This window comes from Nocardioides sp. Root151, assembly GCF_001427925.1.
In the GTDB taxonomy this organism is placed as follows: Bacteria; Actinomycetota; Actinomycetes; order Propionibacteriales; family Nocardioidaceae; genus Nocardioides.
In genome coordinates this window covers 415,405-429,275 of sequence record NZ_LMGG01000004.1, presented here as the reverse complement: position 1 = coordinate 429,275, position 13,871 = coordinate 415,405, and the positions used below count along the sequence as shown (strand labels likewise).

At 70.1% G+C, this 13,871-nt stretch carries 15 protein-coding genes; 5 read left to right on the top strand and 10 right to left on the bottom strand.

All coding sequences use genetic code 11. The annotated features are described in order from the left end of the window. The first annotated feature begins 60 nt into the window (after positions 1 to 60). Together ASD66_RS10520 and ASD66_RS10515 are read left to right on the top strand one after the other, a co-directional pair. Positions 61 to 726, top strand: coding sequence for a potassium channel family protein (locus tag ASD66_RS10520; protein ID WP_056677104.1), 666 nt, complete (start codon positions 61 to 63; stop codon positions 724 to 726). Then, entirely contained in the window at positions 726 to 1,391 is a 666-nt protein-coding gene (locus ASD66_RS10515; protein WP_056677102.1) for a potassium channel family protein, read from the top strand. The genes ASD66_RS10520 and ASD66_RS10515 overlap by 1 nt, the downstream gene beginning before the upstream one ends. Before the next feature lie 94 nt (positions 1,392 to 1,485). Here ASD66_RS10515 and ASD66_RS10510 read toward each other — a convergent pair whose 3' ends face one another. The 4 genes from ASD66_RS10510 to dut are packed head-to-tail and all read right to left on the bottom strand — an operon-like array spanning position 1,486 to position 3,798. Then, positions 1,486 to 2,223 carry a DUF3159 domain-containing protein gene (locus tag ASD66_RS10510; RefSeq protein WP_056677100.1) on the bottom strand — a complete coding sequence of 246 codons (738 nt, stop codon included), beginning with the start codon at positions 2,221 to 2,223 and terminating at the stop codon, positions 1,486 to 1,488. Continuing rightward, positions 2,220 to 2,591: an OB-fold nucleic acid binding domain-containing protein gene (locus ASD66_RS10505; protein WP_056677098.1), complete on the bottom strand. Its 372-nt coding sequence runs from the start codon at positions 2,589 to 2,591 to the stop codon at positions 2,220 to 2,222. Before ASD66_RS10505 ends, ASD66_RS10510 begins: the two co-directional genes overlap by 4 nt. 17 nt (positions 2,592 to 2,608) lie before the next feature. Then, positions 2,609 to 3,322: a DUF3710 domain-containing protein gene (locus ASD66_RS10500; protein WP_056890902.1), complete on the bottom strand. Its 714-nt coding sequence runs from the start codon at positions 3,320 to 3,322 to the stop codon at positions 2,609 to 2,611. Then, on the bottom strand, positions 3,319 to 3,798 hold the full coding sequence (dut, locus tag ASD66_RS10495) for a dUTP diphosphatase (RefSeq protein WP_056677094.1): 480 nt from the start codon (positions 3,796 to 3,798) through the stop codon (positions 3,319 to 3,321). Before dut ends, ASD66_RS10500 begins: the two co-directional genes overlap by 4 nt. Positions 3,799 to 3,850: 52 nt before the next feature. On the opposite strand from dut, the gene ASD66_RS10490 reads away from it, so the two are divergent. Beyond that, positions 3,851 to 4,300, top strand: a complete 450-nt coding sequence (locus ASD66_RS10490) for a DUF3093 domain-containing protein (RefSeq protein WP_235530044.1) — start codon at positions 3,851 to 3,853, stop codon at positions 4,298 to 4,300. 228 nt (positions 4,301 to 4,528) lie between these two features. Continuing rightward, on the top strand, positions 4,529 to 4,873 hold the full coding sequence (locus ASD66_RS10485) for a DUF4235 domain-containing protein (protein ID WP_056677090.1): 345 nt from the start codon (positions 4,529 to 4,531) through the stop codon (positions 4,871 to 4,873). A gap of 74 nt (positions 4,874 to 4,947) precedes the next feature. On the opposite strand, the gene ASD66_RS10480 is transcribed toward ASD66_RS10485, so the two are convergent. The 5 genes from ASD66_RS10480 to ASD66_RS10460 all read right to left on the bottom strand — a co-directional run bounded on the left by ASD66_RS10480 (position 4,948) and on the right by ASD66_RS10460 (position 10,901). Then, positions 4,948 to 5,238, bottom strand: a complete 291-nt coding sequence (locus ASD66_RS10480; protein ID WP_056677086.1) for a DUF4193 domain-containing protein — start codon at positions 5,236 to 5,238, stop codon at positions 4,948 to 4,950. A 138-nt stretch (positions 5,239 to 5,376) separates the two neighbouring features. After that, positions 5,377 to 6,171 carry an inositol monophosphatase family protein gene (locus ASD66_RS10475; protein ID WP_156388636.1) on the bottom strand — a complete coding sequence of 265 codons (795 nt, stop codon included), beginning with the start codon at positions 6,169 to 6,171 and terminating at the stop codon, positions 5,377 to 5,379. After that, on the bottom strand, positions 6,168 to 7,253 hold the full coding sequence (locus ASD66_RS10470) for a ferrochelatase (RefSeq protein WP_056679232.1): 1,086 nt from the start codon (positions 7,251 to 7,253) through the stop codon (positions 6,168 to 6,170). The genes ASD66_RS10475 and ASD66_RS10470 overlap by 4 nt, the downstream gene beginning before the upstream one ends. Positions 7,254 to 7,414: 161 nt before the next feature. Further along, the gene (locus ASD66_RS24140; RefSeq protein WP_082599439.1) at positions 7,415 to 9,793 is read right to left on the bottom strand and encodes a M4 family metallopeptidase; all 2,379 of its coding nucleotides are present in this window, start codon (positions 9,791 to 9,793) and stop codon (positions 7,415 to 7,417) included. 121 nt (positions 9,794 to 9,914) lie between these two features. Further along, positions 9,915 to 10,901 carry a helix-turn-helix domain-containing protein gene (locus ASD66_RS10460; protein WP_156388635.1) on the bottom strand — a complete coding sequence of 329 codons (987 nt, stop codon included), beginning with the start codon at positions 10,899 to 10,901 and terminating at the stop codon, positions 9,915 to 9,917. Between the two features lie 206 nt (positions 10,902 to 11,107). Here ASD66_RS10460 and ASD66_RS10455 point away from each other — a divergent pair, with 206 nt between their 5' ends. After that, entirely contained in the window at positions 11,108 to 11,992 is an 885-nt protein-coding gene (locus ASD66_RS10455; protein ID WP_056890900.1) for a hypothetical protein, read from the top strand. 55 nt (positions 11,993 to 12,047) lie between these two features. Here the strand turns inward: ASD66_RS10455 and ASD66_RS10450 are convergent, their stop codons facing one another. Beyond that, positions 12,048 to 13,862, bottom strand: coding sequence for a Xaa-Pro dipeptidyl-peptidase (locus ASD66_RS10450; protein WP_056890899.1), 1,815 nt, complete (start codon positions 13,860 to 13,862; stop codon positions 12,048 to 12,050). Positions 13,863 to 13,871: the final 9 nt, after the last annotated feature.

Here is a 13,871-nt window from a genome sequence, read left to right as displayed (position 1 = left end):
TCCGGGGCCACATGACGCACCGCCGCACCACGCGGCCCTCGCTGCGGTAGCGTCTGCGCTGTGCATGTCGTGATCATGGGTTGTGGCCGGGTGGGCTCCACGCTTGCCCGCAGCCTCGAGGACCGCAACCACACCGTGTCCATCATCGACAACAACCCCGATGCGTTCCGACGCCTCGGACCATCGTTCAACGGCGACAAGGTCACCGGCTACGGCTTCGACCAGGCGGTGCTTGCGAAGGCCGGCATCGCCCGGGCCGACGCGTTCGCCGCGGTCTCCAGTGGTGACAACTCCAACATCATCGCCGCGCGCGTGGCCCGTGAGAGCTTCGGCATCCAGCAGGTCGTCGCCCGCATCTACGACCCCGGCCGCGCCGAGGTCTACCAGCGCCTCGGCATCACCACGGTCGCCACCGTGAAGTGGACCGCCGACCAGGTGCTGCGACGCATCCTCCCGGCCGGCGCCGAGCCCGACTTCCGCGACCCGTCGGGGACGATCCGCGTCGACCAGCTGCCGGTCAGCGAGCCCTGGATCGGCCACCGCACCATCGACCTGCAGGAGCAGGCGCGGGTCCGGATCGCCTGGATCGACCGGCTCGGCGAGGGCATGCTGCCCAACAAGGACACCGTTCTCCAGGAGGGCGACCTCCTCCACGTGGTGATCCGCGAGGAGAACGCCGCCGCGGCGTACACCGTGATCGAATCCGGCCCGGAGGACAAGAACTGATGCGTGTTGCCATCGCCGGAGCCGGCGCAGTCGGCCGCTCCATCGCCCGGGAGCTCATCGACAACGGCCACGAGGTGCTGTTGATCGACAAGAACGCCGGATCGATCAAGCCCGAGAGCGTCCCCGACGCCGAGTGGCTGCTCGCCGACTCGTGTGAGCTGAGCTCGCTCGAGGAGGCCCGCCTACAGCACTGCGACGTGGTGATCGCGGCGACCGGTGACGACAAGGCCAACCTGGTCACCTCGCTGCTGGCCAAGACCGAGTTCGGGGTCCCCCGCACCGTCGGCCGGGTCAACCACCCCAACAACGAGTGGCTGTTCACCGAGGCGTGGGGCGTCGACGTCAACGTGTCGACCCCGCGCATCATGTCGGCCCTCGTCGAGGAAGCCGTGTCGGTGGGCGACCTCGTGCGCCTGTTCACCTTCCGCCGGGGCAACGCCAACCTCGTCGAGATGACCCTGCCCGAGGAGTCGCCGTACGTCGGCGAGCCGACCGGCCTCATCCCGTGGCCCGAGAACTGTGCCCTCGTCTCGATCCTGCGCGACGGTCAGGTCTACACGCCCGACGCCGAGCAGCCGCTCGAGGCCGGTGACGAGCTGCTGTTCGTGGTCTCCGCGGAGGTCGAGGAGCGGCTCGAGCGGATGCTGGTCCCCCGCCCCGAGTGACCCGTCGCCAGTTCAAGGCGACCCGTCGCCAGTTCAAGGCGCGTAGAAAAACTCACGACGGGTCGAGCGAAACTCACGACGGGTCGAGCGAAACTCACGACGGGTCGGGCTGGGGCTCCCGCATCGGCGTCGCGTTGCGGGCCAGCAGCCACACCATCAGCGCCAGGGCGGCCAGCTGGAGCGGCCAGCCCATCGCGATCTTGGCGATGCCGAGGGCCGCGATCGCGGCGTCCTTGTCCATCGACCCGCTGCGTCCGGCCAGGTAGAACGGCGACTGGACGACGACGCGCAGGATGCACGGCGCGACGAGTACCCAGGTGAGGCGGCTGCAGAGCTTGACGATCTGGGGGTCCTGGCGCCAGGCCGTCGGATCACCGGTCACGCTGCCGACCATGAACCCCATCAGGGGCCAGCGGGTCAGGCACGACAGGGAGAGCACGACGGCGTAGCCGGCGTTGTAGAGCAGGCCCGGCAGGAAGTAGGCCAGCGCCTGGTCGTTCGCGTCGCCGCCGGCCCGCGCCGCACGCAACGCGAAGAGGGCGCCGATGCCGATCCCGACCAGGGCATTGACCACGAACTGGATCGAGGAGCGCTGCACCAGGCGCACCACCAGCGCGACCAGTGCCGCACCGACACTCACCCCCAGCGCGAGCTGGAGGTTCTTCGTGGAGAGGAACACGGCCGTGAACAGGATCGTGGGCACGGCGGCCTCGACCATGCCGCGTCGGCCACCGAGGGCGGTCGACAGCTGCCTGCGCACCAGCGCCTCGACGGTCTCGGTCGTGGGCCGGGAGGCCTGGCCCTCCGGCGCTGCGGGCTCGCTGTCGTTCACGGCGCCAGTTCGTATCGCGGGTTGTACATGACGCGGGTGCGCTCCTGGAGTCCGATGCGACCCTCGACGGTGACGGATCGGCCGGGGTCGATGCCGGTGATCCGGCGACGGCCCAGCCAGACGAGCGTGATCACGCCGGTGCCGTCGTACAGCTCGGCCTCGAGGGCGGGGACTCCGCCACGGGGTCGCAGGGTGACCGTGCGCAGGGTGCCGGTGAGCCGGATCCGCTCGCGGTCCGGCGCGTTCTCGATCGTGGTCAGGCCGGACGTGGCGACGCTCTCACGCAGGTCACGGGCGTGCTGGTCCGTGCTGTTCGCCCAGCTGCTGATCGCGCGCCGGAGTCGGCTGCGCTCCTTGCCTTCGGCCATGGGAACAGGCTACTGACTCAACCGACCCGGCGTGCCTGCGGAGGCACCACGATCGGCAGTTGGTCACCCGGAGCCATCGGCCCGTCACCGCGGCGTACGACGAGCGAGGCCACGGCGGCCTCCCACGCGCCCGCCAGCTGGCCGTTGACCGCCGGGGTGCCGAGATAGGTCGCGCGGAGGAACCAGCGGGGCCCGTTGAAGCCCACGACCCGCGAGGGCTGCTGGCTCGTGGTGCCGTCGGAGGCGCGGACGCTGCGCCGGCACACCAGCTCGGTGCCGTGCGGGCCCTCCTGCTCGGTGGCGGTGCCGCCCTGACGCGCGGTCTCGGAGGCGATCTGGCGGCGTACGTCGGTCCACAGGTCGCCGTTGCGCGGAGCCGCGAAGGCCCGCACCTCGACGGCGCCGGTGGGCCCGGCGATCAGCACGCTCTGGACCTCGCCCGAGGCCTCCTCGACCTGGAGCCGGAGCTCGAGGCCCTCCGCGGGGGCGACCAGCATGCCGCCGAGGTCGATGCGGTCGACCCCGTCGTTCTCGACGTCGACCTCACTGATGTCACGCGGCGCGCCCGCCGGGTCAGGGGTCTCCGCGTCGGCCGTGGCGTCCGCGTTCTCGTCAGCGGTCGCGTCAGTCTTCTCGTCGACGTCCGCTCCGACCTCGGTGCCCGACTCCGCAGCCTTCTCCTCGGCTGCGGGCGACTCCTCGGTCGTGCGGGACTTGCGTCCGAACTTCACTGGGCACTCCTCTGTGCGTCTGCGGTGGCGAAACCACCCGTGGAACCGTAGCCCCCCGCTCCACGCGCCGTGTCATCGAGCGTCTCCGACTCGATGAAGTCGGCGCGCTCGAAGCGCTGCAGCACCAGCTGGGCGATGCGGTCGCCACGGTGCAGCGTGACGGCCTCGTGGGGGTCGAGATTGATCAGCATCACCTTGATCTCGCCTCGATAGCCCGCGTCGATGGTGCCGGGGGCGTTCACGACCGACAGGCCGTGGCGCGCCGCGAGACCGGAACGGGGATGGACCAGTCCGACGTACCCGTCGGGCAGGGCGAGCGCGATCCCGGTCGGGACCATCGCCCGCTCCCCCGGCGCCAGGGTCACCTCGACGGTGGTCATCAGGTCGGCGCCGGCGTCGCCGTCGTGGGCGTAGGACGGTAAGGGAAGGTCCTGGTCGAGACGCATGATGCGGACCGGGACCGGTGCAACTGACATGTGACCGACCCTACCTGCGTGTCATGGGCACCGGGATGAAAGGCTGGTCCTCGTGCAGTACGTCGAACAGCTCACCGTGTCGCTGCGCTGGTGGGTGCAGGGAACCATGCTCGTGGCGACCCTCTGGTTCGCGATCGCGGTGGCGATCCCCTCCATCCTGGCCGCCGCCCTGATCAGCCTGGGGGCGCTGGCGCTCATGGCCACGTGCCTGCTGATGTACGGCGCCGCGCGCATCGTCGTCGGCGACGGCCAGCTGCGCGCCGGGCGAGCCCGGATCGACCTCTCGTACGTCGGTGCGGCCGAGGCGCTCGACGCCGAGGGGACCAGACGCGTGGCCGGCGTGGACGCCGATGCCCGCGCCTACCTGCTGTTGCGGCCCTACCTGAAGCGTTCCGTGCGGATCGAGATCACCGACCCCTCGGACCCCACGCCGTACTGGCTGGTCTGCACGCGTCACCCCGACCGACTGGTCGCCGCGCTGGCCGCGGTCACGACACCGTAGGCCTTTGCTCCAGGCATCTCGTCCAGACGAGATGCTCCAAGGGGTGCCGGATCAGCTCGCGGGGCATCCGCGCCCGATCCGGCAAGGCGGACGAGCGAAGGCGGGACGGAGTCCCGTCGAGTCGAGGACAACGCCGCCGGTCGGAATGCGGGGCACCGTGAGCCCGGCAGGTCCCCTCCAGGCATCTCGTCTAGGGTGAGGACGCATTCCAACCCCCAGGAGGATCTGATGGCATCCGGCTCCAAGGCATGGTCGGCACTCTCCCTCGGCGCCGCGCTCGGTAGCGCGGCGATCGCCAAGAAGGCGCTCAACGGCGGCTGGAAGGCAGCGACGGGAAAGACTCCCCCGGCCAATCCGGCGGACCCCGACGTGGACCTGTGGGAGGCCGTGATGTGGGCGGCCGTGAGCGGTACGGCGGTCGCCATCGTCAAGATGCTGGCCACCCGCAAGGCCGCGAACTACTTCACCAAGTCGACCGGCCACCTGCCGCCCGGCCTCGAGGCCGACGGCAAGGCGTCGTCCTCGCGCAGCTCCGACGCGGGCGACGTCCTGGCGTCAGGCATCAACGACTGACCGGTCCCCGGCCAACGACAAGAGCCGCAACCCCGCGTCGGGGTTGCGGCTCTTCGTGTGTCGGGGCTGTCGCCTTACGCGCAGTCCTTGCAGATCAGCTTCTTGGCATCGGCCAGCTGGCTGCGGTGATGCACGAGGAAACAGCTCATGCAGGTGAACTCGTCATCCTGACGGGGCTTGACCTCGACGGCCAGCTCTTCGTGGGACAGGTCTGCTCCGGGCAGCTCGAAGGACTCTGCCGCCTCGGCCTCGTCCTCGTCGACCTTGCCGGAGTTCTTGTCGTGGCGTCGGGCCTTGAGCTCTTCAATGCTCTGTTCGCCCTGGTCTTCTTCGTTCTTGCGGGGTGCGTCGTAATCGGTCGCCATCAACTTCTCCAGTCAATCAACTGCGGTCGCGTCGTCGTCTGTTCGCGCGAGTCCCGGCGCCAGATTGTGCACCATCAACCGGGAACATGCACGCGCATTCCACACGATGTCTCGGCTGCAACGATCACCGGGGTCCACCTATTCCCGATCGAGGGCCAGGAACCCGCACGAAACCACGGCCTCCCGGAACTCCTCGAAGCCGTGCGCAGGGGCACACAGGAGGGCCTCCTTGCCGTCCCGACCGACCGTCACCTCGGTCCGGGCACCGGCCTCACGGGCGATCAGTGCGCCCGCGGCGTAGTCCCACTCGGCGACACCTTCCTCGACGTACGCATCGGCGGATCCGGAGGCCACGTGGCAGAGGTCGAGGGCACAGGAACCCATGCGTCGGATGTCGCGCACCAGGGGCAGCAGCTTCGCGACCGCCGCGGCCTGCACCCTCCGGGTCCCGGCCTGGTAGTTGAAACCGGTCAGCACCAGGCGCTCGGCCAGCGGCGCCGGGCCACGCACCCGGAGGCGTACGCCGTCACGCCGGGCCCCGCCCCCGAGGGAGGCGAAGCACTCCTCACCGGTGGCGGCGTTGACCACGACACCGGCCACCACCCGGCCGTCCTGCTCGGCGGCGATCGAGACGGCGTACTGCGGGAGGCCGTAGAGGAAGTTCACCGTGCCGTCGATCGGGTCGACGATCCACCGGACCCCGGTCTCACCGCCGGCTCCGCCGCCCTCCTCGCCGAGGAACGCGTCCCCCGGCCGCGCGGCCAGCAGCCGCTCGCGGACCAGCGCCTCGCAGTCGCGGTCGACCTGGGTGACCACGTCGACGGCGCTCGACTTGGTGGCGGCGACCGAGACCCCACCGGCCCGCTGCGCCGCGACGAACGCGGCCGCTTCGCCGGCCACCTCACGGGCCAGGTTCAGCAGGTCGGTGTTCAATCGAGGCCGCCGAGGGCGGGCACGGGCCCGCGGGCGTTGGCGCAGCAGCCGGCCGCGCAGACGTCCCAGCACGCCGGGAGGCTGCCCTCCGCGGCACGGATGACGTCCTCCCCGCGCTCGGCTGCCGCGCGCTCGAGCAGGAGGTCACGGACCATCGCCACGAACCGCGGGTCGATCCCGGCGGTGGCGGCGCGCACGAAGCTGAGCCCGAGCTTCTCGGCGGTCGCGGCCGCCTCGGTGTCGAGGTCGTAGACGACCTCCATGTGGTCGGAGACGAACCCGATCGGCACCACCACCACGGGCACCGACCCCTTGGCCGCCAGACGCGCGAGATGGTCGTTGACGTCGGGCTCCAGCCACGGGACGTGCGGAGCGCCGGAGCGCGAGCAGTAGACCAGCTCGTGGGCGTGGCGATGGCCCGTCTCGAGGCGCACCCTCTCGACGATCTCCTGCATGACGCTGCGGTGCTGGGCGACGTACGCCCCGCCCTGGGGTCCGCTGGCGTCGTCCATGGCGATCGGGATGGAGTGCGTGACGAAGACCAGGTGGGCGTCCTCGCGCTCGGTGTCGCGCAGCTCGGCCAATGCGGCCAGGGTGCTGTCGACCATCGAGGTGAGGAAGCCCGGGTGGTTGAAGTAGTGGCGCAACCGGTCGAGTCGCGGCGCGCCCTCGACCGCGGCGCTGGCCTCGGCCAGGTTCTCGCGGTATTGGCGACAGCCGCTGTACGACGAGTAGGCCGAGGTGACCAGGCAGGCGGCCCGGGTGATGCCGTCGGCGGCCATCTGTGCGAGTGCGTCGGTCAGGTAGGGGTCCCAGTTGCGGTTCCCCCAGTAGACCGGGAGGTCGAGGCCGGCCCCGGCGAAGTCCTCACGGATGGCGGCCAGCAGCTCGCGGTTCTGGTCGTTGATCGGCGAGCGGCCGCCGAACCCGAAGTAGTGCTCGCCCACCTCGACCAGGCGCTCGCGCGGGATGCCGCGGCCCCGGGTCACGTTCTCGAGGAAGGGCACGACGTCCTCTGGCTTCTCGGGTCCGCCGAAGGAGACCAGCAGCAACGCGTCGTACGGACCGGGATCGGAGTGCATGCAGACCATCCTAGGAACCACCTGCACACCCGCCCCGACCGACCGCGCGAACCGTGCGTTCTTGATGCGCGAACCGCGGATCATTGACGTCCGAGCCGTGGATCCTTGACGTCGCTGCATCAAGGATCCACGGCTCGGGGCGCAACAATCCACGGTTGGCGTCAGCCTGCCGGCAGCAGGCAACCCTCCCTCGCCAGGTCGAGCGAGTTGTCGTCGGCCAGGCAGGTGTAGAACCACGAGGTCTGCTGTGCGTAGGCAGCGCCCTTCTCGACGGTGACGTTGCCCTCCTCGTCAACCTCGCACGGGTTGTTCATCGTGCACTTCTCGCCGTCCTCGTTGCCGGTGTTGTTGGCAGCGACGACCTCGTGGGTCTCGGTGTCGACCACCGGCGACCCGGAGGTGCCGCCGATCGTCTCGCAGCCGGGCTGGCGGTACTTCACGGAGTCCTCCATGGTCCAGTCCGCTTCCTTGAGCTGCGGGATGGTGGAGTCCACCGAGCAGTCGTAGACCTTCTGCCAGTAGCCGGAGACGACCGCGATCGGCGTGCCGTCGGCCGGCGACTCCTTGGCCAGGGTGAGCGGCGTGAAGCCGTCGAACTCGTCGGCCAGCTCCTGGTAGGTCTTGTCCAGCCGGTAGAGCGACACGTCGGTCTTGGTCATCGTGGAGTAGAGGACGTCGGTCGCGCTGACGTCACCGGCCTCGTTGCCCTCCGTGTCGAGCAGCGTGAAGGTGCGGTTCGACGGCTGGTCGACGATGACCTCGCCGGCCTCGGGCATGCCGCCCTCGTAGCAGTGGCCGTTGGTCAGGCCCAGGGCCTTGTCCGTCGGCTCCGAGTCGTCGAAGCGGACCACGGAGGCCGAGCAGTTGTCGAGCGCGGCGATGCCGGTGAAGTCGACGCCCTCGGCCGGCGGGTCAGTCGGATCCGTCGGGTCGGTGGGATCCGTCGGGTCCGTGTCACCGCCACCCTCACAGGTGGGCTCGTCGGACTGGGCCGGTACGTCGACCGCGTCCCACGCCGCCTTGACCGCGTCGAACTCGGTGCAGCTGTCCGGGTAGAGGTTCTTCGCCGCGGTCAGCGTCCAGGTGCGGTACTTCAGGTACGAGCTGTCCGAGGTCTTCAGCAGCATCGCGTTGTAGACGATCTTGCCGGCCTTCTCGATGCCGATCCCGCTCACGTCGGAGTCGTTGCAGGTCGGGCTCTCCGGACCCTCGGCGGGCTTGTTGCCCTGCGACAGCAGGTAGAACCAGTGGTTGCCCGGTCCGGCGGTTGCGTGAACCTCACCGTTGGGGATGTCGTCGGTGTAGCAGTTCGGGTCACCGCTGACCTGCGACGGGTCGTACATGTTGCGGATCGGGCCCGACCCGACGAGGTCGATCTCCTCGCCGACCAGGAAGTCCGGCTCGTCGAACTCCTCCGGCTGCGCTGCGTAGGCCTCGGTCAGTGCGCCGAAGACGTCACCGATGAACTCCTGCGTGCCGTTTCCGGAGATGCCACCGGGCGTGTGGTCGTCGATGCCGTGGCCGAGCTCGTGCGCCATGACGTCGATGGAGGAGATCCAGTCCCCTGCCTGGTTGTGCCCGATCTGCACCTGGGTGCCGTCGTAGTAGGCGTTGAGGTCGTCGAGGCCGACGCGGATCGGCAGGAAGCCGCCCTCGCCGTCCATGCCGTCGCGGCCGAGCCACTCCTCGAGCATCTTGTTCTGGGTCTGCGCCGCGAAGAGCGCGTCGACGCAGCCGGTCTCCTTGTTGGTGGCGTCGCCGTCACCCCAGGCGTCGTCGGGACCGGTGAAGGTCTTCTCCGTCGCTGCGTCCTGGCAGGCGAGGTCAGTGACCGCGGGGTCGGTCATCTCGAAGGCTCCGTCGGAGCCGGACGTGTCCAACGCGAGCGGCGACGGGCCGTTGTAGGCGCCCGTGCCCTCACCTGCCACGACGTGCTCGGTGCTGTCGATGAACTTTCCGGTCAGCGCGTCGACGTACACCGTCTGTCGCGAGGGTGCACCCGACTTCGTGCCGGCCACGGTGGTCGACCACGCGAGGCGGGGCGTCCTGCCCAGTGCGTGCACGACCAGGGTCGGCGCCGAGTCGGAGGTGACCTTCGAGAGTCGGGCCTTGGCGGTGTCGAGGGCGGAGCTGGAGCTGACCTTCGGCTGTACCGCAAGGCTCGAGATCTTGCGGTCCTGCGCGACGGACGTGCCCTGCACGTTGCCCTGGAGGTCGGTCATCACGACGAAGTCGCCGCCGACGACCGGCAGCCCCTTGTAGGTGCGCTCGTAGGGGACGTACTGCGTCTTGCCGGACCGGATCACGGTGCCGGCGTCGAACTTGTCCGACGCTCCCGCGTGCAGCGCTGCGGGGGCTCCCTTGACGAACTGGCTGGCGCCGCTGGCAGCCATGGCACGCGGCGTGGGATCGGCCTTCTGGTCCGACGAGGACGAGGCGCTGGCCCCTGCGATCGCGAGGCTCGACAGGCTGAGCGCCGCGACCACGGAGAGCGTCGTCGTCATCGCCACCTTGCGGATGGAGGATGCGGACACGACCATATTTGTTCCCTTCGGATGGGGTGTGGTGCACGACATCTTGTGGCGGCACCCACCACGAGGGGAACGATCTCCGGCTGGCCGAGAAGCGCCATGGCCGCGATCAGTCAGTGTCGGGTGAGGGTCAGACGAGGCCTCGGCGTACGGCCTGCACGCCGGCCTGGAAGCGTGACTCGATGCCGAGCTGCTCGAAGAGCAGGCGGGTCTTGCGGGTGAAGGTGCGTGGCGCGACGCCGAGCTGGCGGGCGATGGCCTGGTCGGTGAGCCCGTCGGCGAAGAGTCGCAGCATCAGCCGCTGCTCGTCGTCGAGGTCGGGCCCGTTCGTGCGGACCGGCCGGCCGATCGTGGCCTCCATCGGCGTCGCCTCGGCCCAGCAGAACTCGAACATGCGGGTGAGCAGCTGCACGTAGGCACTGCCGCGTACGACGACCGCACCGGAACGCCCCTCGGCCCACTTCATCGAGCACACCGCGGTCACGCCGTCGGCCAGCACCATGCGGAAGGGCAGGGTGTCGCGGATCCGCACCTGGGCACCGGCCTCGGTCAGCTGCTCGAGGTAGCGAAGGGTCGGCAGGCTGCGCACTGCGCTGGTCAGGTAGATCGTGCGCACCTCGACCCCACGCTCGAGCACCGCGAGGTCCTGGGGCAGGGCCGCGTCGATCGCCTCCTGGGGCAGGGCGCCCCCCGAGTGCGCGGTGAGGAGCTGGTGCTGCAACGAGTCGCCGAGCTCGGCCAGGAAGGCACGCGCGGTCTCGTTGCCCTCGAGGACGGTGTTCATCGCGTCGTCGTCGACCACCACACGCAGCGCGGGCAGCAGCGCGGCCATCGACTCGATGTCGGCGGCCAGCCGGCTCGCCGTCTCCGACCAGTCGGCCACCGAGCGGCCGTGGTCCTGGAGCACCTGCTCGGCGGCGCGCATCGGGTCGACGACGGTCCAGCGTTCACCGGCGGTGCCTCGCACCAGGCCGAGCTGCACCAGCTCCTCGCGCGCGGCCGCCAGGGCCTCGGGCGTCACGCCCAGCGTCTCGGTCATGCGGTCGTCGGACCAGTCGCCGTTCTGTCGGGCAAGTCGGTAGAGGCTGATCGCGAGGTCGTGGGCTGAGTCGGGCACGAGGAACACCTTTGCGGGTTCCCCCCGGCGTTGTCGAGCGCACCGGGAGCCCCGACCGTGCATCCGTGTTGGACTCGGTCAACGACATGGCCGATCATGGCCGTGGCCACGATCGGCCACCGTGGAGGCGTAGCCCGAGCCGTCCGTCAAGGGTGATCCTTCGGGCACCGCCCGTCCCACCATTTGGACTTCAAGGGGTTTCCAGCATGCGCGCGTCCCGACTCATCACGCCGCTCGTCTCCGTCGCCGTCACCACGGCAGCACTCTGTGTCATCAGCTCCCCGCCCTCCGTCGCCAGCCTCGCCTGGGCCGACGATCCGTGCGAGACCAACGGCGGCCAGGTCGCCGTCGCACCCGACATGTCCGCGGCCCCCTCGGTCGAGCATCCGATGGCGTACGTCGCCTGCGCCGACGGATCCCTGCTCTACCACGGCGCCTACGGCCGCGGCACCAACGAGCGGATCCCCGGCGTCGAGGCCGACACCTTCGTCGACGTGGTCTCCGCGCCCGGTCACAGCATGTACGCCGTGACCAGCTACGGCCGGATCACCACGGTCGGCGCCGACGCCGAGTTCTACGGAGACATCTACCCCACCGCAGGTGTGGTCGCCGTCGAGGTGACCGAGTCCGGTGAGGGCTACTGGATCGTGACCCGCAACGGCGAGGTCTTCGGCTTCGGCGACGCCGCCGACATGGGTCCGGCAGAGGACACGGTCGTCGACGCGCCCATCGTGGCCTTCACCGCCGACGGGTCCGGTGGCGGCTGGGTCGTCACGGCGGCCGGCCAGGTGGTGCCCCTCAACGGCGCCACCGACCACGGGTCCGTGCGCAGCCGCGTGGCCGCCGACGACCGGGTGGTCGGCATCGTCTCCGACCGACGGTCCGGCGGATTCTGGGTGGTCACCCGCGAAGGACGCGTCATCGAGACCGGCGGCGCCCCCGCCGAGACCGAGCAGGCCACCTGCCAGGACAACCCCGGTGGCCAGCCGCCGTTCAGTGGCGCGGTCGGCGACTACCACCCCGACGCATCGGCCCGCCTGTGGATCTACAGCGTCAACGGCGGCATCTGCGGGTTCAACCCCGGGGAGTGACGCCCCGGCTGGTGACGCCGGTGACGCCGGGTGACCTCACCAGCCGAACCACCCCTCAGCGCGTGGCGTCGAGGAACGCCTCCGGCCCGCCGACGAACGGCAGCCCGAACGTGGTCCGCGACATGTCGAGGGTCAGCTCGTTGCCCGCCGGCGGCAGGATCGTGTAGTCCAGCTCGGACTGCATGACCACGACACCGACACGGTGCCCCGGCGCGAAGACGTAGTCGTTGGCCTGCAGCGTCACGTCCATCGCATAGGCCTGGCCGGGCCTGACCCTCAGGGACCGGTCGATGCGCCGCCGGTTCTGCGGGTCGCGCCACCCCTCGGAGATGACCCGCGCGACACTGCCGTCGGGAGCGATGTCGACGACACCCACGGTCACGTTGGCGGCGCCCTGCCCGAGGCTGAACCGCAGGTCGGCCGTGGGCGTGCCGCTCAGGTGCAGCGAGCCGGTGAGCGGTGCACTGGTAAAGACCAGGCCGTGCTCACTCGACCCGGACTCGACGAGGTCCTCGACGGTCTGGGTCGGGATGTCGGAGAACGTGGCGTACGACGAGCGCCCGTGGCCGCGCACGGTCGAGAGGTCGCCGGTGGCGTCGTCACCTGGTGCCGAGCCGCGCAGCACGACGTCGCCAGATCCGGGCACCGGCCAGTCGGCGTACGTCACGTCGTTGCCGTCCTCACGCTCGATGATCGCGTGGGGCGCGGTCTCGGCATCGTTGTCGACGTCGAAGAGGAAGTGGGTGAACCACTTGTTGAGGTCGGTGGCCGGTGCCGCTCCCCCATGACCGCCCTGGTGCCAGTAGATCCGGTGCGGCACGTGGCGCGACACCGCGGCGTACCACTCGGCGGCCTGCCGGGTCTTGACGTTGTTGTCCTGCAACCCGTGCACGACGAACACGGCGGCGCGCACCTTGCGGGCGTCCTTCAGGTAGTTGCGCTTGCTCCAGAACGGGCTGTGGTCGCCGGTCGTGCGGTCCTGGTCGCGGGCGATCTGCGCCCGCACGGGCTTGCAGATCTCGCGGTCGGCACGGGTGTAGACGTAGTCGAAGAGGACGTCCTCGTCCTCGCCCTGGTAGCCACCGGGAGCGACCACGGCACCGTCGGCGCGGTAGTAGTCGTACCAGTTGTCGATGGCCGAGACCGGCACGATCGCCTTGAGGTTGGGTACGCCGGTGCTCGCGACCGCGTTGGGCAGCGTGCCGTTGTAGGAGGTGCCCATCATGCCGACCTGCGTCGTCGTCCAGTCGGCGCGCAGCGGTGCGCCGTCGGCGTCGACGGCGCGGGCCCGGCCGCCCACCCAGTCGATGACGGCCTTGACCGCGGCGGTCTCCTCGGGGCCGCCGATCGTGGGGCACCCCTCGGACTCACCGGTGCCGACGGACTCGACGTGCATGACCGCGAAGCCGCGAGGGACCCAGGTGTTGACCATGCTGTTGCTGATGATCGAGGGCCCGACGTCGGAACGACGTACCCCGTCCCGGTCAGGCCGGCCGGGCTTGCCCGGCTCCCACAGCTCGTGGTGGACGTCGTGGTTGACCACGTCGTTGCCGCCCGCGTAGTAGGGGCTCGCCTCCATCAGCACCGGGAGCTTGACGCCCTCCTCGGTCTCGGCCGGCCTCGTGATGTCGAAGTGGATGCGGTCCGGGGCGCCGTCGCCGTCCGAGTCGACGTCGGCGATCGCCCACCCTTCCTCGCGGATCCAGCTCGCGGAGTCGGTGTAGACCGGCTGGGCCTGGCCGTCGACGAAGACCGGGTGCTGCACGTCGCCGTCGACGGCACCGGCCGTGGGTTGGGGCCCTGCCGTGACGGCGAGGGCGAGGGCGACGGCGGTGCCGCCGGCCAGGAGGGAGAACGTCTGGCGTTGCATGGTGGGTCC